Origin of the sequence: Telmatobacter bradus (assembly GCF_048629425.1) — a bacterium.
GTDB classification, from domain to species: Bacteria; Acidobacteriota; Terriglobia; order Terriglobales; family Acidobacteriaceae; genus Telmatobacter; species Telmatobacter bradus.
Window position 1 is genome coordinate 2,608,525 of record NZ_CP184532.1, and the last position, 24,065, is coordinate 2,632,589.

Consider the following 24,065-nt stretch of genomic DNA (forward strand, 5'->3'; position numbering starts at 1 on the left):
AAGTTACGCTGAACTTCTAAGTCGGTAAACTGTGGGCAGGGTTATAGAGTTTTCGGAACGTGTGCAAACCGAAGGAATGTTATTGAGTACCTTTTCATCAGGAAAAGGCATTCTGAAAAGCATTCAATAAGGCTGTACTCCCCGAAATCATCCAACGCCCTGCCCGCGCATTCCTTGCCAGAAACATAGGTACAGCCTCTTTAAATCTTGCAGCCTATTATGTCTTCTCTGCATTTACGTCCGGGCAAGGTCGAAACGATCCAGATTCATCACCTTGTTCCAGGCCGCCACGAACTCCTGCACAAAGACCTGCTGCGCATCGCTGCTTGCGTACACCTCGGCAAGAGCCCGAAGCTGAGAGTTTGAACCAAAGACGAGATCGACAACCGTGCCCGTCCACTTGAGTTCGCTTGAGTGCCGATCGCGCCCTTCCAGAACATTTTCAGCCGTTTCTGACCTTTGCCATTGCGTCTTCATGTCCAGCAGATTGACAAAGAAGTCATTGGTCAAGGTTTCCGGGTGCACGGTAAAAACACCCAACGGCGAGTGCGCAAAATTTGCCCCCAGTACGCGTAAACCACCTATCAGAACCGTTAATTCCGGAGCTGTGAGGGAGAGTAACTGCGCTTTGTCGAGCAACAGGTTGGTGGCAGCACCTTCCAGTCCCTTGCGCACGTAATTGCGAAAGCCATCTGCAATGGGTTCCAGCACGGAAAAGGATTCCACATCGGTCTGTTCCTGCGTGGCGTCCATGCGACCCGGTACAAAGAGAACCTTGATGTTGTGCCCGGCCTTGCCGGCTGCAGCTTCCACGGCCGCGCAGCCCCCGAGCACAATCAAGTCAGCCAAGGAAATTTTCTTACCACCAGACTGCGCAGTATTGAATTCCTGCTGAATCACTTCCAGTTGTGAGAGCACCTTTGCCAGTTCCTCTGGCTGGTTAACCTCCCAATCCTTCTGTGGCGCAAGCCGGATACGTGCGCCATTGGCGCCGCCGCGCTTATCACTTCCACGGAAGCTGGCAGCAGACGCCCACGCCGTGCTAACAAGTTGGGATATGGAAAAACCAGACGCGAGCACCTTGGCCTTCAATGCCCCGATCTCCTGCTCGTTGACAAGTGGATGATTGATGGCAGGAATCGGGTCCTGCCAGATCAGTTCTTCCTTTGGCACCAGCGAGCCAAGATAACGCGCACGCGGGCCCATGTCGCGATGCGTCAACTTGAACCACGCCCGAGCAAAGGCATCGGCAAACTGATCCGGGTGCTCCATGAAGCGCCGCGCAATCTTCTCGTAGGCAGGATCGAAACGAAGGGCAAGGTCGGTCGTCAGCATGGACGGCGCGTGACGTTTGGAGGAATCATGCGCATCCGGCACTGTGCCAACGCCTGCGCCATGCTTCGGCGTCCATTGATGTGCGCCTGCCGGACTTTTGGTCAACTCCCACTCATAGCCAAACAGGTTCCAGAAGAAGTTGGCGCTCCACTTGGTTGGCGTTGTTGTCCAGATCACTTCAAGTCCGCTGCCGATGGTGTCGCCGCCCTTGCCGGTGCCATAGCTGTTCTTCCAGCCCAGCCCCTGCTGCTCAACGGGAGCAGCTTCAGGCTCGGGTCCAACGTGTGTGGCCGGGCCGGCGCCGTGCGTTTTGCCAAAGGTATGACCGCCCGCGATCAGGGCAACCGTTTCTTCATCATTCATCGCCATACGGGCAAAGGTTTCGCGGATGTCGCGGGCTGCAGCAAGCGGGTCGGGGGTGCCGTTGGGGCCTTCCGGATTGACGTAGATCAGGCCCATCTGCACGGCGGCCAAAGGATTGGCTAGTTTGCGGTCGCCCTTGTAGCGCTCATCGCCCAGCCATGTGCTCTCCGGACCCCAGTGAATGTCGATGTCCGGCTCCCAAACATCCGCGCGGCCGCCGCCAAAACCAAACGTCTTGAAGCCCATTGATTCCAGTGCCACATTGCCGGCCAGAATCATCAGATCAGCCCAGGAGATTTTGCGACCGTACTTCTGCTTGATTGGCCACAGCAGGCGGCGCGCCTTGTCCAGATTGACGTTATCAGGCCAGCTGTTGAGTGGAGCAAAACGCTGCGTTCCATGGCCCGCGCCACCGCGTCCATCATGAACGCGATAGGTGCCTGCCGAATGCCAGGCCATGCGGATAAAGAGCGGTCCGTAGTGTCCAAAGTCTGCCGGCCACCAGTCCTGAGAGTCCGTCATCAGAGCATGAAGATCCTTGATGACCGCATCCAGATCCAGGTTCTTGAACTCTTCGGCATAGTTGAATTCCACGCCCATGGGGTTGGACAACGAGGAATGCTGATGCAGAATCGCCAGATTTAACTGATCGGGCCACCAGTCATGATTGCTCTTTGACCCTGCCGTTGTATTTGCGAGAATACCGCCCGAAAACGGGCACTTCGATTCGCTGGGCATGGTGCCTCCTGTAAACTGACTCATTTTACGGGGTTCTTGCGTCTCAAAAATTGAGCCGTCAATCGACGGCAGAATCTTAGCACAAGCAAAGGGTTTTAATACCTGTCTGTAGGGCAGTGCTTGTTGAGGTCACTTTTCTGGGTAGTCATTTTAGCGAGTTAAAGCGTTTCGGAATGCTGTAGACCGAAGAATATTCTTACTCACAAGTCGGTAATATGAACGAATAGCATCTATGAAGCTGTTGCGCAAGCTTCATATCCTTCGCAAGCGCAAGTGCGTGGTAATATAAAAAACAGAATCGTAACACTATGGTTCTTGCCTGCGGCAGTCGATCGATTCGGTCGAAGTTTCAAGGCTTTTTGCAATAGAATCCGCTTCGTGCGCGTTTGTGACCACTAGGATGGCCTATCGGGCAGGTTCACACTGCTTCGATGTCTCTCTGTAGGCTGACAGGTCTGCCTCTTTCTCCGTTCCGAGTCCTCGCGCAGTTGCAGAACGAGATGCACGCAAACTGAAACAAATTGGCCTGAAGCAAACAAGGAGATTTCATGAAGCCAGGTAACACGAAAATATTAATGCTCATACTTGTGTTTTTGTTTGGCACTTTATTGACTACTGCATAAATAATGCAATAATACTTTCAGAGGTACGGTACCCCTATGCCCAGACTGAAGGCAAGTGCCGAGCTTTTGGAAGACCGTCGCCGTCGTGCTTTAGCGCTGTTGGATGAAGGCTGCTCGCTCAACGAAGTCGGACGACAGATAGGATGTAACGCGAGTTCAGTGATGCGCTGGCGCGATGCTCGACGGCAGCGCGGAGACGATGCTTTGCAGGTCCGTTTTTCTCCTGGACGCCCCCTGAAGTTGGGTGCTACTGAGCGCAAGAAGCTTGTTCGGCTGTTGCTCAAGGGGCCGATGGCTCAGGGTTATCGCACCAATCTGTGGACCACCGCACGCATTGCCGCGTTGATCGAGAGCGAGTTCGGCGTGAGCTACCACCCGGATCACATAGGCCGGTTGATGCACGATCTCGGTTGGACTCCGCAGAAGCCGGAACGACGCGCTCTGGAGCGCAACGAAGAAGAGATCGAGCGTTGGAAACAAAAAGAGTGGCCGCGTATAAAAAAAACGCCACAAGGCTGGGCGCCCACATCGTCTTTGCCGATGAATCGGGCTTCTTGATGATTCCCAACGTGGTCAGAACCTGGGCGCCACAAGGGGAAACACCTATCCACCGCCATCGCCAAGGACAGCGCGACAAGATCTCGGTGATCTCGGGAATTTCCGTCAGCCCTGGACGACATCATCTCGGTCTCTACTATCTTCTTTTTTACGACAACATCGGGCAGGAGGAGGTCTGTCTGTATTTGCGCGAACTGACGCGCCTCCTGCGCGGCCCGATCATTCTGCTCCTCGACAACTCATCGACGCACAAGGGAAAGCCTATCGAGCAATTTCTCGAAAAGCATCCCCGGCTGCGCATCGAGCACTTTCCGTCCTATGCCCCGCAACTGAATCCAGACGAAGGCGTCTGGTCATTGGCCAAGCGGGAACTGGCCAACAGCTGCCCAAAGGATGTGGACGAACTGATGGAAGACATACTTGGCTCCATTGACGGAATTCGGAACTCGCAGGCAAAACTGCGCGGCTGCATCGCCCAATCCGAGTTGTCCATTTCTTTGCGCTGAATCATTGCATTATTTATGCAGGAATCAATAGGAGATACGTTTGTGCTCTCAGCCCAGACCGTCACAAGCGAGAAGGCTTATTTCACCAAACTGTCTGGAACAGTCGTTGACGCGTCAGGTGCCGTGATTGACGGAGCTAGCGTGCAGGCTCGCAGTGAGAACGGTATGGTGCAAACAACGGTTCATTCGGATAGAAATGGAAACTTCCTGCTCTCCGGGCTTGCTGCGGGAAATTATCGGCTGGTTGTGTCAAATCCTGATTTTGAAACCAAAGAAATTCCCGTACGCATAGGTACGGGTGAGGCAACTGCCCCGTTGCGCATCTCTCTGGCAGTGCGTACCGCGAGCACTACTGTCAATGTGCAGGGCCGGCAGGATGACCTGATAGGTATTGCCAATTCCGCCACCCAGGGGACGGTTGGCGCAACGGAACTTCAGGACCGTCCGATTCTTCGCTCTGGAGAAGTTTTGGAGACGCTTCCCGGCCTCATCATCACGCAGCACGCCGGTGGCGGCAAGGCAAACCAGTATTTTTTGCGCGGCTTCAATCTCGACCACGGCACGGATTTTGCCAACTTCCTTGATGACATGCCGTTGAACCTTCCGTCACACGCGCACGGTGAGGGCTACTCGGACATGAATATCGTCATCCCCGAGTTTGTGCAACGGGTAAATTTCGTGAAGGGTCCCTATGCCGCCAATGTTGGAAATTTCGGTGCGGCAGGATCGGCGCACATGGAATTCTTCAAGACTCTGCCGCAGAACTTTATCAAGATAGAGGGCGGCATGTATGGCTATGGACGTTTGGCGTTCGGTATATCACGCAATCTCGGCTCGGGCACTCTGCTGTATGGCGGAGAGCTGTACCACGATAATGGCCCATGGTCATCGCATGAGGATAATTTTTATAAATACAACGGCATTGCGACCTATAGCCAGGGTGAAGACGCTCACGGATTGAGCATCACGGCCCACGCCTACCGTGGCACATGGCATTCGAGTGATCAGATCCCCGTTAACGCTGTTGCTTTGGTCGGCGAATTCGGTGCTCTGAATCCGACCGACGGCGGTGAGTCTCAGCGTTATAGCCTACAGGGCGAATGGCATCGACAGAACGCAAATTCCCTGACGAAGATCATGGCCTACGGGTTTTATTACGACCTCAATCTGTTCTCTGATTTTACCTATTATCTGGATGATCCCAAGAAGGGCGATCAGTTCGAACAGCAGGACAGGCGCTGGGTAGCAGGTCTGGACGCACATCATACCGTCTTTGGCCAGTGGTATGGCCATAAGTTCGAAAACAGCTTTGGTCTACAGGTACGCAACGATTGGGTACACAATGGTCTTTTCCGCACAGAAAATCGTGTGCGTACGAATAAGAACGATAGCAACGCTTGCAATGAAGAATCTATTGATGAGTGCACTACTAATCCGAATCTGGTTGCGGTCTTGCCCGCGACCACGGATCTGAATCAATTTACTGACACGCTGGTCAGTATGTATACCGAAAACAAGATCCAGTGGACAGCAAAATTCCGCACTGTCCTGGGTCTGCGTGGCGATGACGCAAAATATGTCGTTACTAGCTTGACTCCCAGTTACGTCGCGACCGAATTGCCTTCGTCTACCGCAGTCAACTTTGTGGAGCTCAACTCCGGTTCAGTCACCAAATTTCAGCCTCAGCCGAAATTGAGCCTGATCTTTGGCCCATGGTCCAACACGGAGTTTTATGCTCAAGGTGGATTCAGTTATCACAGCAACGACGCACGTGGCGCTACGCAGAAAGAGGAACCGATTTCTCCGGACAATCCGTTCCCCACGGCGAGCACCCCTATTTCCCCGTTGGTCCAACTCAAAGGCGGGGAGTTCGGTGTGCGTACTTCAGCTGTTTCCCACCTACAGAGCACACTGTCATTCTGGTATTTACGCAGTAACTCGGAGTTACAGCAGGATGGTGACACCGGCGGCACAGTTGCCTCGGAACAGTCGAGCAATCGCTATGGCGTTGAGTGGGCAAACTACTACACACCAACCGAACATCTGACGATTGATATGGACATGGCTGATTCACGCGCCCAATTTACCCAAATCGATCCAGATGATGCGGCGTTCGCCAATCCTACTGCGGCCAATGGACTGTCGTACCCTGAGCAACTCGCGGGTGGAAAGCTGGTGCCTGAAGCGGTGAAGGTGGTCATTTCCTCGGGTGTTACGCTACACGACTACAAGGGCTTTACGGGGACGATGCGCCTACGCTACTTTGGTCCGCGCGATCTGACCTCCGATGGCCTCAATCGCTCCAATTCTACCTTGCTGATCAATGCAGGAGCCGGTTATCAGGTCTACAAGAAATGACGTTTTTCCGCTGATCTTTTGAACGTACTGAATCGCCGCAATGACGACATCACCTACTCCTATGTTTCTCGGATGACACCAACGTCCGCAGCGGAATTTTCGAATGTCTTTCATCCTTCCGAACCGTTTCAGGTACGATTCTGGCTGGAAAGAAGCTTCTAAGATCAACTTGGCGTTCCTTAGTCGCTGCGGCTGGGTTGTTACTTCCTGTCCTGAGGATACTTGTCTCACATAAGAGTTCCCTTTCCGATAAAAAAAGGCTCCCTTCTGCGGGAATGCAGAAAGAGAGCCTTTTGTACCGTAAAACCTATGACCATCCTCAACTCAAGCCTCGTTTGAGGACTCCCGTGCGACTTCAGCACCATACGATTGCTCCGGCAGAGGAGCTCCGGCCAGTGTGGACCAGCAACGATGTACCGAGGAACAGACAACCAGGACAACGCCAACCAAAAACAGCGTCATCAACGAGGCGTCCAGCGTTCCCTGCAGAGCTGTTTCCGGTTTTTGCGCCAGAGGCCAGAATATCTGCGTGATGGAGAGAACCGCCGCGCACACGGTGGTAAAACCAACCACGATCATTGGTATTACCGTGATCCATATGTACTTTGCGCGACCGCTGTTCACCAGAAAGGCTGTACAGACGGCTAGCGCCACGGTGGCCAAAAGTTGGTTGCCCGCGCCAAACAGCGGCCAGATCGTTGAGATTGACCCTGTATAAATCATGTAACCCCAGGAGCCAACCACCAGTACAGTAGAAATAGCCACCCCCGGAATCCAGTTGGGATTACCGAAGGGTTTATAAGCCTTGCCAAGCAGTTCCTGCACTACGTAGCGGGCAACGCGTGTGCCGGCGTCTACCGTGGTCAGAATGAAGAGCGCCTCAAACATAATGGCATAGTGATACCAGTAGCCAACCAGCGTATCCATGCCAGGAAGGCCGCGGAAGATGTGCGCCATGCCAATCGCCAGGGAGACACCGCCGCCGGTTCTGCCTGCCAGATGCTCGCCCACTTCCATCGAAAGCTTGTTGAGGTCAACGGTGTGCAGGCCAAGATTGCTGAAGATCGTCGGCGAGACATTGATGGCGTAGTAATCGCCCGGATTGAGTGAGCATGCCGCCACCAGCGCCACCACGGCAACCAGCGATTCAGCCGCCATCGCGCCATAGCCGATAAAGCGAGCGTCGGTCTGCTTGTCAAGCATCTTGGGTGTGGTGCCCGATGAGATCAGAGCATGAAAGCCGCTGATTGATCCGCAGGCAATGGTGATAAAGAGAAAGGGAAAGAGCTTGCCATGAATGATCGGTCCACCGCCCTGCACGTAATTGGTGAAGGCCGGAAACTGCAACTGCGGATGCACGAAGAAGATGCCCAGAATCAGCAGCGAGATAGTGCCAAGCTTTACATAGGTGGCCAGATAGTCGCGAGGTTCCAGCAGCAGCCAGACCGGTAGCGCTGTAGCCACGGCACCATAAATCATCAGAATTAGCGTGATCTGATGGTTGGAAAAGGTCAGCAGATGGGCATACGAGGACTGTGCCACCACATGCCCCAGAAAAACCGCGACTAACAGCAGCGCAATTCCAAAGATCGACGGTCCTTTCACCTGAATTTTGCCAGCAGATCCCTTGAACATCCAGACTCCCATCACCATGGCGATAGGAATAATCATCGCAATCGTGAAAACGCCCCATGGGCTATTGGAGAGCGAGTTGACAACAACAATTCCCAAGCCACTGACGGTCACCAGAAGAATCGAGAGCACGGCTAGCATGGTCACCACACCAGCTACCGGTCCGATCTCGGTACGCGCAATGTCGACCAGCGATTTACCCTGATGGCGCGCGGAAGCAACCAGAACCGTGAAGTCATGCACGCAACCGCCCAGTACCGCGCCCACCACGATCCACAAAAATCCAGGCACAAATCCGAACTGTGCGGCCAGCGTGGGACCAATCAACGGGCCCGCGCCGGCAATAGCTGCAAAGTGATGTCCAAAGAGCACCCATTTCGGTGAGGCTACGTAATTGCGTCCATCGGCAAGCTTGTGCGCCGGCGTAATCTGCCGGTCGTCGAGGGTCAAAACTTTTGCTGCAATCCAGGCCGAATAATAGCGATATCCCAGGGCATATACACACAACGCCCCAATCAAAAGCGCCAAAGTGTTCACTACAGTTCTCCTCTTTGTGTTCGGCGGAGACGCCTCCGCGGGGTGCATTACCGTATGGCTGAGAATTTAAAAATTACATCAATGGCAGCTGTGGCCTGATTCCGGTCCAGGTGCGTAGAACCCTGCGGACCAAAGGCCGGACGGCTGGCAAAGTCGCCGCGAATCTCAGGCCGGAAAGTGACCCAGGACGCTGGACGATAGGCAAGACCAAGCGTAGTTTCGCCAAACTGGCCAGACGTGCCGGTATGCACACCCTGCGGATCGCCAAACCACTCGCCGCGCAGATTTATGTCCATCTGCCGGTCCAGTCCCAACACAGCCAGCGATGAAACTCCATGGGTGGCCGAAGTCCTGCCCTTGTTGCCCTGATCTTTTGTGGCCCACGAGGAATCGTACTGGAAGGTCTGCTGCAGGCGCTGTGACCACCGTCTGCGCGCTTCGATGTCGAGCACTGTTTGCCAGAAGTCGCTGTGGCCGGTGGCGATCGGTGCCGGTTTCGGGCCCGTAAAGACCGTGCCGAGCAGCGTTGTGCGCGTGCTGTTGCCAGGCCGGTAAGTAATCCGGGAGATGTAGTCCGGAGCGCGACCGCGTAATTCGAAGATTGTGTTGTAGCCAGTGACCGGGCCAGCCAGAATGTCGAGAGTGTGCGTTGGGTGCCATGTGGCCAGAGCCGCTGTCGCCGTTACCTGGAAATTGATCCAGAAATAGGTCTGCGAATAGAGTGGCCGGTACGGAGCCATGAGCGTCTCATAGCCGAGAGGCATATTCTGACGGCCGATTTGCAGATCCCAGGGACGGTTTCCCGGCAAATGCGCAGAAATATACAGCTGCCGGAAGTCGGTTCCCATGTGCTTGCCCTGCGGGCCAAAGCTGTTCATGGGGCGCAGCAGAGCGGCGTCGGAGCCGCCATAAAAATCTGCACGGAATCCCCAGGAGCGGTGCTTCAGGTCAGTTGGGCGCTCAAAAATTATCCATGCGCCGTTGAGCAGAAACTCATTGCCAAAGCGCGTCGGCGAAGGCGCAACGTTTAACAGTCCGTAGTTGCTGCTCACTTCGCTATAGCCGCCATTAACCCAGCCATACGCGCGTACGCGCTCTCCGGCCAGCCAGTGCGTTACCGCATTTTCGCGAAAAAGTGGAGTCAGGTCTTCCGGATTGGTAGATTGTTCCCTCGTGGCATTCGCTTGATGCACAATCGTTGTTGGTGTGCTCTGCGCTACCTCCTGTGCATGCGCCCCAACCACCAGAAGTGTAAGACATGTTGCACGAACACAGCACCCGCGCAGAATACGTTTGCCCCGCGCGATAGCATGGAATACACTCAAGCCGGTTGACTCACCATTTCTTCGAAAATCGATTGATTGCATGGGTTACCCTCTGATCTTTACTCCAGCACGTTTATATAGATGCTGAAAATGGTCAAAAATGCATCCTTTAAGAGCAAAAATACCCACAAATTTTGTTCTATTTTTTCATTACGTAATAAATTTCCAATATTTAGAGCGTAAAGGGTTGAACTACAGCGAGATTTATTTTCCATGCTTGTGCATGATCCTGTCCGGTGTGTGATAAAGCGTTTTGTATGTACCAACCATCACGCATACAACTGTGACACAGGGCACCTGAAAACAGGGCAACAGAAACTGCATCAACTGTGCTAGAGGCAGATCACGCTCCCAACAACGGAGATACAAACCAGGATTGGTAAGGTGAAAAAAGTTAATCCCCCCCCCCCCCGGCAAAGCCGGGGGAACTCCAATTGGATTAGACTGTACTATCTTTCTGAATCAGTTCCCGCCCTCTGAGATTGCGGCGCCAAGCAGCTTATCTAGTTCCGCTTTTGCAGTTGCCTGTTCAACGCGCACGTCAAACAATTGAGATTGTGCCTCCGCTAGCTTTTCTTCCGCGTCTGACAGGGTAGATGTGTTCGCTGTTTTTGCCGAAACTTGATCAGAAATAATGCGGCGCATTTCCGCACGCGCTGCGACGTTGGCTTGCGCCGCATCAAGCGCCGAGATTGAGCGACGCACTTTACGTAGTTGCTTTTCTGCGTCAATGCGCACGCGGTCTTGCGTGATGCTTAGATTCTCCCGGGCCTGTGCCACCTGCGATTGCAACTCGCGTACTTTTCCGGTCCGCTTGCCAAACTCCGAAAGTGTCCAATTCACGCGCAATCCCACAGTGATGGAGTTCTCTGGAAGCAAAGGGACTCCATTTTGATAGACGTGTTCTACATACGCGCTTACATCGGGAATGAAATCGTAGTGTGCAGCCTTCAGGTCGGCATTAGCTTTGTCGAGCGTGCTATGTGCTGAGGCAATTTCAGGGTTATGTGCCAGAGCGATGGTACTCAGGTCTACAGAAGATGTTTTTGCAACAGAGGGCGCGTCAGGCAATTCATCCTCCATTTGCAGCGGATCAGAAAGCTGAATCTCTGTTTCCAGAGGTAACCCAATCAGCTCATTCAGATCGACACGCAGATCGTCCTCCGCATCCTGCAATACGCCAAGCGCATGACGCGCCTCGGCGATCTCCGCCACACCTTGCTGCACATCCGCGTCCAAAGCTGAGCCTGCCTGGACTGCATCGCGCGCCTCGGCTATCTTGTCTTCGCCCGCATGAATGCGCAGTTCGACAGCATGAATACGCTTTTCAAGACCAAGCAGATTATAGTAAATCTTCTTGACATTAAGAGTGACTTCATCCTCCGCATGTTGTGCATCGGCGCGGGCAATCGCGGTATCTGCATGCGCTGCTGAAACACCTGCATGAATCTTGAGCAATTGCGACAAGGGTTGGGCCGCAGTTGTTGTACTCAGAATCAGATCCTGCTTGCCAAGTGAAATTGAGACATCCTTACCGGGAATCGCTCCATCGCTTGGATAAGTTCCAAGCGCACCTTTCGGTATAGTAAGGTTTTCCTTTTCGCCGAGATGCATTGCATCGGTTTGATTGCTGACGACAGGAAAATAATCTGCTCGTGCTTGTGTCAGCTTCGCCTTTGCCTCGTCGATTTTAAGATTTGCAAGATGAACCATCTTGTTCTGGCTATGAGCAAGGCGTATGGCTTCGTCGAGCGTGATGTTGCGGGTCTCTGCCTGAGCCTGTCCGCAGAACGCAACACTGATGATCAATAGAGCAGTAACCATTGATGCAGAGTGAGCCGCACGCTTCTCATATACAGCGACAAAGAGAACAGGAATCACAATCAAAGTGAAGAACATGGAACCAAGCAGACCGAAGGCGATCACACTGGCCATCGGCGACCACAAGCTTGACCCAGAAAGAATCATCGGCGTTACACCAACCGCAGCTGCCATGGTAGTAAGAAAGATGGGACGAAGGCGACGCTCACCTGCTTCAAGCGCGGCCTGCACCAACGGAGTTCCCGCCTTCATGCGTTCGTGAATCGCGTCAATAAGAATGATGGAATTACGCACGACCAATCCTCCCAAGCTGATGATGCCGATGAAGGCCGTAAATCCGAAAGGATTGCGAGTAAGAAAAAGTCCGAGTGCGGCTCCTGGCAACGCCAGTGGAAAGGCAGCCATCACGATCAGCGGATCAACCAACGTGCGGAACTGAAAAAGCAGGGTAAGAAAGATAAGTACCAGACTGATGGCCAGGGCACGATCCATCTCGCCGGAAGTCTCATCCTGATTCTCTTCTTCGCCTCCGTACTCGATGTGATAACCATCGGGAAGTGCAATCTTCGCGATCTGTTTTCTTGCGCTTGCAAGCACCTGACTGGGAAGATAGCCATCGTCGGCAAAGGAGTGGACGGTGATGGTGCGCACTCCGTCGCGATGCACGATGCGGCCTGACTGCCATTCCGGCGACAGTGTTGCAACCGCACTCAATGGCATGCTTACGCCTGTCGTAGGCGACTGCACGTAAGCATCCGTGACGCTCTCATAATTCTGTCGCTCGGCTGAAGAAAGACGAAGCGCGATGTCGATGTTGCGGTCACCTTCCCAATACGTAGAAACCCGCACTCCATCAAATCCCGCACCAAGTTGCTGCGCGATGCTGGTGTGAGTGAAGCCAAGACGGCCAGCAACTTCATCATTCAGGTGCAACTGCGTCTGAAGTTGCGCATCGTGCCAATCGGTATCAATATAGCTTGCACCCGGTGTGTGACGCAGAATCGAATCTACCTGATTAGCAAGAGAACGAAGTATTACATCATCGTCACCCGAGATGCGCACTTCGATGGGAGCATCCATATCGTCGCCTTGCTGCAGCTCCTTCACAAAAACTTTGGTCTCTGGAACCACGAACGGCATTTGCTTGCGAAGTCGTTCCACAATCTTCGGCGTTTCCGCGACACTCGCGGTGTTGACGAGAATCTGCGCATAGTTTTCAGCAGGTGGCTGAGGATTTACGTTGTAGTAGAAGCGTGGCGCGCTGGTTCCAACAAAGCTGGCGCAATTCTTCACCAAAGCTTGGGACTGCACTACCTTTTCGATTTTGCGAACTGCAGCCTCCGTTGCTTCAATCCGTGTGCCTTCGGGAAGCCATACGTCCATCACGAATTGATCGCGCTCTGCCAGAGGAAAGAACTGCTGTTTTACGAGTTGCAAAACGCCAATTCCTACAAAGAAAATAATCACAGCAGAAATCAGCACCATGCGCCTGTTCTGCATGGACCAGGTGATTGCGCGATTGTAGTATCGTTGCATGTATTCAATCGCGGAGGTCTTGTGCTGCGCGTTCTCGACGGAATGATCATGCAGACCCTGACGGATGAAGAAGCGAGCAGTGAGCGGTGTCAAAAGCATGGCCACTACAAAGGAAGTAGCCAGCGCAATTGAAACCGTAATTGGCAGCGCACGAATGAATTCTCCCGTAGATCCAGTAAGAAGCAGTAGAGGTGCAAACGAAGCAATGATCGTGATGGTAGCGGTAAGCACGGGAACCGCCATTTCCGAGGCGCAGCGCCATGCCGCTTCATCGCGCGGCATCTTTCGATCAAGTAATTCGACATAGTTGTCTGCGATCACAATCGCGTCGTCTACCACCATTCCCAACACGACAATCAGCGCGGCGATGGAAACCTGATGCAACTCGATGCCCGCCATATTAAGCAGTGCAAAGGTAATTGAAACTGTAACCGGAATTGCAATTGAAGCGACCAGTGCAACACGCATTGGAAGCAGAAGCATGGTCACTAGAATGACCGCGGCAATGGCGATGCCGAACTCACGAAAGAAGTCGCCCACACGATCAGCCACGACGCGTGGCTGATTGGCGATCAAATCCAGATGGACATCGGGCGGCAGTGTCTTTTGCACACGATCCAGAGCCGTCTGCAAGTCATGTCCAAAGGTAACAATATTCTTTCCGTCGTGCATTTCCACGGCCAATAAAATTGTCTTTTGGCCATTGACGCGTACGTATTCCGATGGGTCTTCATAAACACGATTGATCGTTCCAATATCTTTCAAATAGATAGGAATGCCCGATGGGGAAATATCTACCACAAGATTGCGGAGTTCGTCTTCCGACGAGAAGTGCCCGTCTGCATCCAGTGGAACTTTACTACTTGCAGTTGGAATGAGCCCGGCATACTGCACTGCTCCATGGGCTTCAATCGCCTGCACAACGTGTTGTGGATTGACGCCATACTGCGCCAGCTTTTGTTGCGATTCGGAGAGAACGATCTGCTCTTTTTGATCGCCGATGCGCTCAATCTTAGAAACGTCGGGAAGCGCGCGCAGGGTTGTTTCAATGCGTTGCGCATAATCCTTCAAGTCGCGATAGTCGTAGTTTTCAGAGTGAACGCCGATCAGAACGGCAACCGTATCGCCAAAGTCGGAGTCCACAACCGGCCCCTGCACACCGTCCGGCAACTCATACTTCAGTTGTGCCATGCCGAGCCGAAGTCTCGACCAGAAACCATCGGCATCTTGCACGGACTCGTTCAGTTCAACGTTGAAAATAACCACACCGTTGCGTGTTGTCGAAAAAGTTTTTTCGCGCCGCACTTCAGAGAAACGAAAGAGACGCTCCTCGATTTTGCGCGTTACCTGGTTTTCTACTTCTGCGCTGGTGGCTCCGGGATAGATTGCGGAAACCAATCCGGTGCGAATCGTGATCTTTGGATCTTCGCGTCGTGGCATGGTGAACAGTGCAATCAGGCCAACGGCAAAGAGCATGCCAGCCAGCACCAGCGTGACCTGCGGGTAGCGAAGTGAGGTACGAATCGGATTCATCGTACACCTCCAACAAGAAGCACAGGAGAGCCCTCACGCAAGTTCTGCTGTCCTACGATGATGACTTGATCACTGGGCGCGAGACCGCTGGTGATGACCAACTCGTTGCCCAAGAAATCTCCCAACTCAACACGCCGCGCAAAGGCCATACGGCGGTCAGAATAGTACACGTAGACATTGGCAATGCCGCGAGCATCGCGCACAATTGCCTCCGCTGGAACCGTGAAGACGTGAATTTGCTGCGAGCCGTAGATACGAGCCTGGCTGACCATGCCATCTCGCAATTGATGATCGTGATTGGCGACTGCGATCTTCGCCGTGTAGGTGCGTGACGTCGGATCGGCGGAGATACCAAGCGCCTCCAGCGTTCCTTTGTAACTCTGACCCGCTAGTGAGGGAACGGTGACCAACGCCGCGGCACCAGCGCGGATCTTGCCTACCTCGGCTTCGGGGATTGCCACGCGAATCTTGACCGATTCGAGATCGATTACTGAAAAGGCGGGAGTGCCGGCAGCGACAACGTCGCCTACATTCACATGCTTCATGCCGATAAATCCGGAAATGGGAGCGAGCAATCGGCAATTCGTCAGATGCCGCTTTGCATCTTGCATCTGGGCAACGGCGGACCGGGTCTGCGCTTCAGCCGCAGACTTGTCTTCGTTCCTTGATCCCTTTCGGGCCATTTCGTAAGTCTGTTTTGCTGCTAGATATGCGGCTTCAAACTTGTGAAAATCATTCGCATTTAGGCTCTTGCGATCATAAAGAAACTTCATACGCGTGTATTCATCCTGCGCGTGCTCATAGGCGATCCTGGCCTGCTCCAGTTCTTCTGGGCGCAGTCCAGTTTTGGCCTTTTGCTCGGTAGCGCGAGCAGCATCAGCTTGGCCTGCAGAGGCTTCATATGCATGCTGGTAGTCAGTCGGATCAAGTTCAGCCAAGACCTGCCCTTTCTTTACCTGCTGGCCCTCTTCAACGTAGACCTTCTTGACGCGACCGCTTACTTCGAAAGCTGCCATCGCGGTCATGTTGCCTTCCACCGCCCCACCGGCCAACACCGAAACATTCTGCTGCGCCTGATTCGGCAAGCGCACTTTGACCGGAACCGGTTGGTCGGCCACGACTGCAGGCTTGGAGTCGCAGGAGGACAGAGTCAGCGTAGGCGCTATGCACAATGTGCATAACGCTAACTTAGCGCCAGCGTAGAGCAGGCGTGCTTTGTATGTTTTAAGGGCTGGGTATATGATCGGTCGCATGAAAAATACAGTACCACACTCAAATACCATTGTGTATTTGAAAACGTAATGGTATTGTTTGTTGAGGGTCAGCGGAGAATCGATCAGCGCTGCGAATTCCTCGTAGTTTTATGAGGTATGGAGAATTTATGTCGCGTTTATTCAACTGGTTACGCGGACCGATGGCTCATGCCCATCGTTATGTTCTACTGCTCATTCAGGGTACAAACGTACCCTTGGCGGTATTGTTGTTTACGATCATTGCAGCGTCCCATGGAAGTGCACAGGAGCCGGGACTGCCCGCTGCTTCACAGGCTGGAGGAGCAGTCTCTGAACTCCCGGATGCTCCGCTTGCAACCACGCAAACCCCGGCCCCCTCTTCCATTACGCCGATTGGAAGTCACCCAAATTTACACCCCCTTAGCCCGAACCAGAAATTCATCTTTGCGACGAAGAACGCTTTTGGATTGCCCTCAGCAATTTTTGCGGCAGCCGGAGCAGGAGTGAATCAAGCGCAAGCGCTGTACCCTGAATTTCATCAAGGTGCACCAGGATACGCGCGGTATTATTGGCACTCCTATACGGACCAAGCAGTCGACTCGTATGCTGTCGATTTTCTATTGCCTGCAGCATTACACCAAGATCCACGCTACTACCGGCTCGGTCAAGGCGGAGCCTGGAAGAGAACTGAATATTCTTTCAGCCGCCTGTTCGTCACGCGTTCGGATTCCGGCACTGCGGAATTCAATACCTCGCAAGTTCTAGGCTCAGGGCTGGCCGCCAGCATTTCATCGTTGTACTATCCGCAACGCGACAGGACGGCTTCATTTGTTAACCAGCGATGGGCGAGTAATCTGGCCGGAGATGGTCTGCTGATGGTACTGCAGGAGTTCACGCCTGACTTCAACAGCGCCATCAAGTCGCTCAGGAGCTACATCGTGGGGCACCATAAGCAGGAATAGGGAGTGAGACGCCATATTCCTACTTTGCATGCGGTGTCAGGCATGCACAAGGCACAGAAGTCGCAGTATAATCAAGTGATTGTGCCCATGAAGAAGAGATTGACAAGGCAGGAAAGCAAGACGCTGACGCAGGAGAAGCTCCTCGGCGCAGCTGCGAAGCTCTTTGCTCGCCGAGGCGTTGCAGGTGCTTCGATTGAAGAAATCGCCGAAGAGGCAGGCTTCTCGCGTGGCGCCTTCCATGCAAATTTCAAGAGCAAGGACGACTTGTTCCTGACGCTGGTGGAAAAACATATCCAGGAAACTACGGCAGAAATTCATGAGTTGATTGCCGCCTCGAACTCGGCAGAAGAAACGCTGCAAAACCTGAGAGTTGCTTACTCCTGCTATCGCGGCGCGGATCGGGATGCCTTTCTTCTGCTGACCGAGGCTCAGTTATATGCTATGCGGAATCCACGTTTCGGCAAAAAGCTTTGTGCGTTGTTGGGATCCATCCATGACGAACTTATTGCCTCGATTAAAAAGGCTCAGAAAATGATGAAGAGCAAGGACTCAATCAGCGCGGAGCAATTGGTTCTTATCGGATTTGCCTTCAGTCATGGTATGACGCTGCATAGTCTTATGGATCCGCAGCGATACTCCGATAGCCTTGTGACAGACAGCACACGATTAGTTTTTGACAGGGTATTTCCAAATATGAGATGAGCAATCAGAGCACTGCAGCGGACTAATTTTATATCTGCTTGGATGTCTCGAAATTACGGGTGGTTATTTTAATGGCTGTTTCCTACAGCCAACACAGTAAAATTTGTATTCAAATGGTTATATAGTCCGAAAGCTCAGAACAGATTCGTTCTCTAGCAACCGTCACCCTCCTGGTCTGCTTGCTCAAAAGATGGAGACATGCCCCTTGTCTCATCCATTCCTTCATTTACCGCCTGTAGAGCGTAGCTCTTCAGGCGGTAAATGAAAACATAGCACGTTAAAACTACTACAATCTCTACTTCAGAAATTTCTCTATGACATTTACCTTCACGGCCTGCCATTGCCGAATGCCTGTGGCGAATGTTGAGGCCATCCTCCTGCCAACGATTTATACAGGCCGACAGCGTTGGCAACACTGTTGAGATGGCTTGAGGCATATGCGTCCTCTGCTTCCAGTTCGACACGCTCCGCATCCAATAAATCGAGAAGACCTGTCGCGCCTTCCCGGTATCGGACATTGGCTAACTCCGCAGCCCGTTTACTGTCGAGAGCCGCCTGATGAAGTTCTGCATCCTGTTCACGCGAACGCGCGTACCGCACATAAGCACCATCCACATCTTCAAGCGCCAGCAAAACCGTTTGCTGATACTGTGCAAGTTGCGCATTTCCATCCGCGCGGCTTGCTGCGATGCGCGCTTTCACTCGGCCACGATCCAGGAAGGACCAGTCAATGTTGAGGGCCGCAAGATTTGCAGCGCTGAGGCCATCATATGCCGAGCCGGAATGGTACTCCATCAACCCCAAAAGCCCCGCAAAGTTGATTTGCGGAAACAGGTCGGCAGTATTAACGCCGATCTGCTCGGTTGCTGCATGAAGACGTTCCTCGGATGCTTTGATGTCAGGACGCCTGCGAACAAGATCAGCAGGTGTTCCTGGATCGATGTTCTCGGGCAGATCAGGCAGAGGCGCCTGCACATCCAGTTCGCCGACAAGCGCACCAGGCAGTTGGCCGCACAGCACTGCAAGTCGCTGCTCGTCAAGAGTGACTGCAGAAAGAAGTGCTGGAATGCGAGAGCTTGTGCTCTCATACAATGCGCGGGCTCGGGCTGTATCGAATGCCGTTCCTCGACCTGCGCTATACGTGGCCTCAACGAGCTTGACAGTTTGGCGTTCGTTTTCCACGTTTTGGCGCGCAACACGCAAACGCTCCTGTTGCCCACGCATGTCAATGTAGGTAGACGCCACTTCACCAGCAATGGCAACCTGCAGGGCGGCAAGGTCATTGCCGCTTGCAAGGAGCTGCTGATGCTGACTTTCGACCTTATGGCGAATGCGTCCATAGAAGTCGAGTTCCCAACTGGCATTGATCGTAGAGGTGGAATACCGATAGTTACGTGGAGTTCCAAAAGCCTGATTGGCGGTCAACCTTTGCCGTCCATTGTCTTCACTGAGCGTCACCGTTGGGTATTTGTCGAACTTGCTCAGACGCAGTAGAGCTGTCGCTGCGTCGTAATGCGCAAGAGCCACGCGCAGGTCGTTATTGCTCGACAAGGAGCGCTCAACAAGCCGGGTCAGCTCCGGATCATGAAAGCCTCGCCAGAACTCCGGATCTGCTGCATCGGCCTTTGCATCGCCAGCAGCATTGGTTGCCGGTGCTGTGAATTGCGAGGGCAGGGCTACATCCGGACGATTGTAACGAGGACCAACAGAGCATCCAATGCTCCCCATCACGACGATAGTTGCAAGCAGAACATCAGATATGCGCATGGCTGGCCTTTACCTCTTCAGCAAAGCTCTTCTGGTTGTGACCATGAAGTGTTGCTCCGCTCAATTTGCGCAGCACCACATAGAACACAGGTGTAAGAAAGAGTCCGAACAGGGTGACGCCAAGCATTCCTGAGAAGACCGTAATGCCCGTCACCTTGCGGACCTCACTACCGGCGCCATGGCTGAGCAGTAACGGAACCGACCCTGCAATGAATGCGATCGAGGTCATGATGATAGGGCGGAGACGCAGATGGCAGGCTTCGAGCGCAGCCTCCACCGTTGTCTTGCCTTGCATCTCGAGTTCGCGGGCAAACTCAACAATCAGAATCGCATTCTTGCAGGCGAGCCCCATCAGCACCACTAGACCGACCTGCACAAAGATGTTGTTGTCACCACCTGTAAGCCATACGCCAAAAAGAGCAGCGAAGATGCAAACAGGAACGATGAGGATGACAGCAAGCGGCAAGGTCCAGCTCTCGTAAAGTGCTGCAAGAACCAGAAACACGAGCAGAATTGCCAAGGGAAAAACGATTGCGGCCGAGTGATTCTGCTTTGCTTGCTGGTAGCTCAGATCCGTGTATTCGATCACCATGCCCGGGGGCAAGGTCCTTTTTGCAATTTCATTCAGCTTGTCGATGACCTGCCCTGAGGAAAGCACGCGCGGATCAGCGTCACCGATCAAATCAGCCGCAGGATAGCCGTTATAGCGCATGACCGGATCCGGGCCGAATGTCTGCGTCACCGTTGCAATTGAACCAATGGGAACCATCTCTCCGCTGCTGTTGCGCACGCGAAGGTTCGTAATGTCTTCTGGGCGCTGGCGATATTGAGCATCGGCCTGCACCATCACACGATAGACGCGGCCCAGGGTGTTGAAGTCGTTTACGTAGGCCGAGCCAAGGTAGATTTGCAGCGTGTCGAAAAGTTCCGTAAGCGACACACCCTGCGTCTTGGCTTTCTCTCGGTCCACCTCAACGTCCAGCTGCGGAATATTCGACTGGTACGATGAGACTGGATACGTCATGCCGGGCGTCTGCGACACCGCTGCCTGGAATGCCGTCAAACCTTTCTGCAATGCACCATAACCAAGACCTGAACGATCTTCAATATAGAGCGCGTAGCCCGATCCATTCCCCAGTCCCTGAATCGGCGGCGGCATGAGTGCAAAAGCGATTGCTCCATGAATCTGGGAATATTTCTGGTTGAGTTCCAACAGAATTTGCTGAGCCGTTTTATGACGCCCCTTGAAGTCTTTGAGGATGATGTAGGAAGTTGCCAAGTTCGGCGTGTTGGCGGTCTGCAGCGCGTTGAAGCCCGACATAGCTGGCAACATTTCAACGCCATCCACTTCATGCGCGGTTCGTACCATCTTCCTCAAAACATCGTCCGTACGTGCCAGCGACGCGCCTTCTGGCAGTTTGGCTCCTCCAAACAGATACAGCTCATCCTGTGTTGGAATAAAGCCACCGGGCACCTGATTGAACAGCACGAAGATAGCGCCAATCAAACCGACATAAAGCACAAACACGCTGCCACGGAAACGAAAACTGCGTTCTACCGTTAATTGATATGCTTTGGAACTGCGCTTGAAGAGGCGGTTGAAGGGCCGGAAGAACCAGCCGAGAGAGCGATCAATCGCCCGGGCCAGCCAGTCCTTTGGAGCACCCGGGGCATGTAGAAGCTTTGCAGCAAGCGCCGGAGAAAGTGTGAGTGAGTTGATCGCTGAAATGACCGTCGAAATTGCAATGGTGACGGCGAACTGCTTGTAAAACTGCCCGGTGATTCCGGTAAGAAAAGCCATCGGAACGAAGACGGCGCAAAGCACAAGCGCGATAGCGATGATGGGGCCCGAAACCTCCTTCATGGCCTGCTGTGCAGCCTTCTGCGGAGACATTCCATCCTCGATGAAACGCTCCACATTCTCAACAACAACGATGGCATCGTCAACCACAATGCCGATTGCGAGAACCAACCCAAAGAGTGTGAGCGTATTGATCGAATAGCCAAGAATGTAGAGCCAGGCAAAGGTTCCAACAATGGATACAGGCACCGCAATCAGCGGAATGATCGAGGCTCTCCAGGTCTGCAGAAAGACGATGACCACGATCACCACCAGAATGACAGCTTCGATCAGCGTATGCTGGACTGCTTCGATGGAGTCGCGAATGAATTCCGTTGGGTCCCAGATCACCTTGTAGTCAAGGTCGTCTGGAAAAGCCTTGGACAGCACCTTTAACTCGGCGTAGACCTCCTTGGCAACGCCGAGAGCATTCGCGCCGGGAGTCAGGAAGATGCCGACGATGGCAGTATCCTTGGTGTCGATGTACGTATGCAGCGTGTAGTCACTCGATCCAAGTTCAACCCGAGCCACATCAGAGAGGTGAACCACCTGCCCGTCTGATCCGCATTTCAGCACGATGTTGCTGAATTCTTCTGGCGATGTCAAGCGTCCACGAACATTGATGGGAGTGAGAAAGTCCGGTTTGTTCGGCGAAGGCTCCGCGCCAAGCTGGCCTGCGGACACCTGCACATTCTGTTCGCGGATTGCGCTGATCACATCGTCTGAGGTGATGCCGCGTGAAGCGAGACGATTCGGGTCGAGCCAGATGCGCATCGAGTAATCGCCCGAGCCAAGCAGTTGCACATCGCCGATGCCGTTCAGCCGCGATAACTCGTCTTTCACATGCAGCACGCCGTAGTTTCGCAGATAGAGCGCATCGTGATGCCCTTGCTTCGAGAGCAGCCCCACGTACATCAGAGGCGTGGGCGACTGCTTCTGCGTCGTCACGCCATATTGGCGGACCTCCTCCGGCAAGCGTGAAAGAGCCTCACTCACGCGATTCTGTACGCGCACCGCTGCGGTGTCCGGATCAACACCCGGCCGAAAGGTAATGACGACCTGAAGGCTGCCGTCAGAACCTGCGACCGACTTCATGTACATGATGCCTTCCACGCCATTGATTGCCTCTTCCAGCGGCTCGGCAACTGTTTCGGCAATGGCCTTGGGGTTAGCTCCCGGATAGTTGGTGCGCACCACAACGCTGGGCGGAACAACCTCGGGATATTGCCCTGAAGGAAGAATTGGAATTGCGATCAGTCCAAGACTGAAAATGATAATCGAGAGAACAATCGCGAAAATTGGGCGCTCGATGAAAAATCTTGAGATGTTCATTGAAGACGCTCCTTATTTCGCTTCTGCTGCTGCAATGGTGGTAGTTCCAGCAGCCGAGGATTCCATGCTAACGGTCTTCGGATTGATCGGCGAACCTGGCAAATAGATCAGCTGAAGCCCGCCCACAATCACTCGATCCTGTGAAGACAAACCAGACTTGACGATCCGAAGTCCATCGCTCATGCCACCCAGGGAGATGTCCTTGCGCTGCGCTACATTGCCAGCCCCAACAACGTAGACATACTTCCGGTCCTGATCCGTCAGCACGGCCTTGTCGTCGATGAGCAAAGCATCCGTTGGAGTAGCACTCAGCAATTGCACGCGTGCGAACAGTCCCGGTGTCAACGTATTCTCTGGATTTTCAAGCACGGCGCGGGCACGAATCGTCCCCGTGGCAGGATTTAGCTGGTTATCCACAAAATCAATGTGGCCTGCATGCGGGAAGCCTTGCTCGTTTGCCAGAGCGACATGGACCGGGTTCCCGGAACCTACGCCTGCGCTGTTATGTGAGCTTTGCTGAAAGCGAAGATAGCTCTGCTCGTCGCAGTCAAAATACACATAGACCGGATTGACCGAAACAATGGTGGTCAGCACGGTTTGATCCGCCTGTGCCAGGTTGCCTAAGGTCAGTTGGGTCCGGCTAATGCGTCCATCGATCGGCGAGCGCACCTCCGTGTAGGCAAGATTGAGCTCAGCAGAGGCAAGTGCTGCTTCGGCGGCCTTCACGCGCGCTCCGCTCTGCGTGAGGTCGGAACCGCGATTCTGCAGTTCTTCCTGCGATACGGCCTCCGACTGCCTAAGCCGCTTGGCACGCTCTGCCTGAATCTTTGCAAATTCAGCGGCTGCATCTTCCCGGTCAAGTTGTGCCCTGGCATTCTCTGCCACATCTTTATATGGCCGGGGATCGATAACATAGAGAAGATCTCCTTTGTGCACCATCTGCCCTTCATGGAAGGCGATGCGGTCGATGTACCCCGTGACGCGTGGACGAATATCCACGGAGTTGGTTGCCCATACCCGGCCGTTGAACTCGTCGGCAATGCGAATGTTTTTTGTGATGACCAGTGCGGCATCAACGGAAGCCGCTGCCAACTGTGGCTTTGATTGCTGCACCTTCTTGCAGCCAATTAAGGCAAACCCCATAGAGCACAAAAGAATCAGCCAGATCCACGCTCGCGTGAGCGAGAATCCAGATTTATAAATGACTTCCATCGAAATCCTCCAAGTCTTGTGGCATCGCTCGTGTCGCATCTTACTTGGGGCGAATATTAGAACGATCGTGTCAAAATAGATGTTCGGCACCTTCCCCACGATTCAGCAAGATGCCACTTTTTTTGGAAAATATGTTCCAATAGAAGGGAGGCA

13 protein-coding genes are annotated in these 24,065 nt (G+C 53.4%); 5 read left to right on the plus strand and 8 right to left on the minus strand.

Features of this window, described 5'->3' with window-relative positions; genetic code table 11:
- Window positions 1–234 precede the first annotated feature (234 nt).
- Window positions 235–2,436 carry a catalase/peroxidase HPI gene (katG, locus tag ACOBR2_RS10815; RefSeq protein ID WP_420236130.1) on the minus strand — a complete coding sequence of 734 codons (2,202 nt, stop codon included), beginning with the start codon at window positions 2,434–2,436 and terminating at the stop codon, window positions 235–237.
- Between the two features lie 659 nt (window positions 2,437–3,095).
- On the opposite strand from katG, the gene ACOBR2_RS10820 reads away from it, so the two are divergent.
- Genes ACOBR2_RS10820 through ACOBR2_RS10830 form a run of 3 tightly spaced genes read left to right on the plus strand, consistent with a single transcriptional unit; the run spans window position 3,096 to window position 6,481 of the window.
- Window positions 3,096–3,617 carry an IS630 family transposase gene (locus ACOBR2_RS10820; RefSeq protein ID WP_420236105.1) on the plus strand — a complete coding sequence of 174 codons (522 nt, stop codon included), beginning with the start codon at window positions 3,096–3,098 and terminating at the stop codon, window positions 3,615–3,617.
- Window positions 3,617–4,123, plus strand: coding sequence for an IS630 family transposase (locus ACOBR2_RS10825; protein WP_420239962.1), 507 nt, complete (start codon window positions 3,617–3,619; stop codon window positions 4,121–4,123). Before ACOBR2_RS10820 ends, ACOBR2_RS10825 begins: the two co-directional genes overlap by 1 nt.
- A gap of 42 nt (window positions 4,124–4,165) precedes the next feature.
- Window positions 4,166–6,481: a TonB-dependent receptor gene (locus tag ACOBR2_RS10830; RefSeq protein WP_420236131.1), complete on the plus strand. Its 2,316-nt coding sequence runs from the start codon at window positions 4,166–4,168 to the stop codon at window positions 6,479–6,481.
- Between the two features lie 324 nt (window positions 6,482–6,805).
- Here ACOBR2_RS10830 and ACOBR2_RS10835 read toward each other — a convergent pair whose 3' ends face one another.
- The 4 genes from ACOBR2_RS10835 to ACOBR2_RS10850 all read right to left on the minus strand — a co-directional run bounded on the left by ACOBR2_RS10835 (window position 6,806) and on the right by ACOBR2_RS10850 (window position 15,983).
- Window positions 6,806–8,650 (minus strand): carbon starvation protein A, encoded by a 1,845-nt coding sequence (locus ACOBR2_RS10835; protein ID WP_420236132.1) that lies wholly within the window; start codon window positions 8,648–8,650, stop codon window positions 6,806–6,808.
- A gap of 47 nt (window positions 8,651–8,697) precedes the next feature.
- Window positions 8,698–9,894 carry an outer membrane beta-barrel protein gene (locus ACOBR2_RS10840; protein ID WP_420236133.1) on the minus strand — a complete coding sequence of 399 codons (1,197 nt, stop codon included), beginning with the start codon at window positions 9,892–9,894 and terminating at the stop codon, window positions 8,698–8,700.
- A gap of 543 nt (window positions 9,895–10,437) precedes the next feature.
- Window positions 10,438–14,865, minus strand: a complete 4,428-nt coding sequence (locus tag ACOBR2_RS10845) for an efflux RND transporter permease subunit (protein WP_420236134.1) — start codon at window positions 14,863–14,865, stop codon at window positions 10,438–10,440.
- A complete protein-coding gene (locus ACOBR2_RS10850; protein WP_420236135.1) occupies window positions 14,862–15,983 on the minus strand; it encodes an efflux RND transporter periplasmic adaptor subunit in 1,122 nt (373 codons plus the stop codon). Before ACOBR2_RS10850 ends, ACOBR2_RS10845 begins: the two co-directional genes overlap by 4 nt.
- Before the next feature lie 263 nt (window positions 15,984–16,246).
- On the opposite strand from ACOBR2_RS10850, the gene ACOBR2_RS10855 reads away from it, so the two are divergent.
- Together ACOBR2_RS10855 and ACOBR2_RS10860 are read left to right on the plus strand one after the other, a co-directional pair.
- On the plus strand, window positions 16,247–17,059 hold the full coding sequence (locus ACOBR2_RS10855; RefSeq protein ID WP_420236136.1) for a hypothetical protein: 813 nt from the start codon (window positions 16,247–16,249) through the stop codon (window positions 17,057–17,059).
- A 3-nt stretch (window positions 17,060–17,062) separates the two neighbouring features.
- Window positions 17,063–17,761 (plus strand): TetR/AcrR family transcriptional regulator, encoded by a 699-nt coding sequence (locus ACOBR2_RS10860; protein WP_420236137.1) that lies wholly within the window; start codon window positions 17,063–17,065, stop codon window positions 17,759–17,761.
- A gap of 327 nt (window positions 17,762–18,088) precedes the next feature.
- On the opposite strand, the gene ACOBR2_RS10865 is transcribed toward ACOBR2_RS10860, so the two are convergent.
- From ACOBR2_RS10865 to ACOBR2_RS10875, 3 genes are read right to left on the minus strand one after another with little or no spacing between them, the layout of a single operon-like run.
- Window positions 18,089–19,528: an efflux transporter outer membrane subunit gene (locus ACOBR2_RS10865; RefSeq protein WP_420236138.1), complete on the minus strand. Its 1,440-nt coding sequence runs from the start codon at window positions 19,526–19,528 to the stop codon at window positions 18,089–18,091.
- Window positions 19,515–22,700, minus strand: coding sequence for an efflux RND transporter permease subunit (locus ACOBR2_RS10870; protein ID WP_420236139.1), 3,186 nt, complete (start codon window positions 22,698–22,700; stop codon window positions 19,515–19,517). The genes ACOBR2_RS10865 and ACOBR2_RS10870 overlap by 14 nt, the downstream gene beginning before the upstream one ends.
- A 12-nt stretch (window positions 22,701–22,712) precedes the next feature.
- Window positions 22,713–24,002, minus strand: coding sequence for an efflux RND transporter periplasmic adaptor subunit (locus ACOBR2_RS10875; RefSeq protein WP_420236140.1), 1,290 nt, complete (start codon window positions 24,000–24,002; stop codon window positions 22,713–22,715).
- Window positions 24,003–24,065 lie beyond the last annotated feature (63 nt).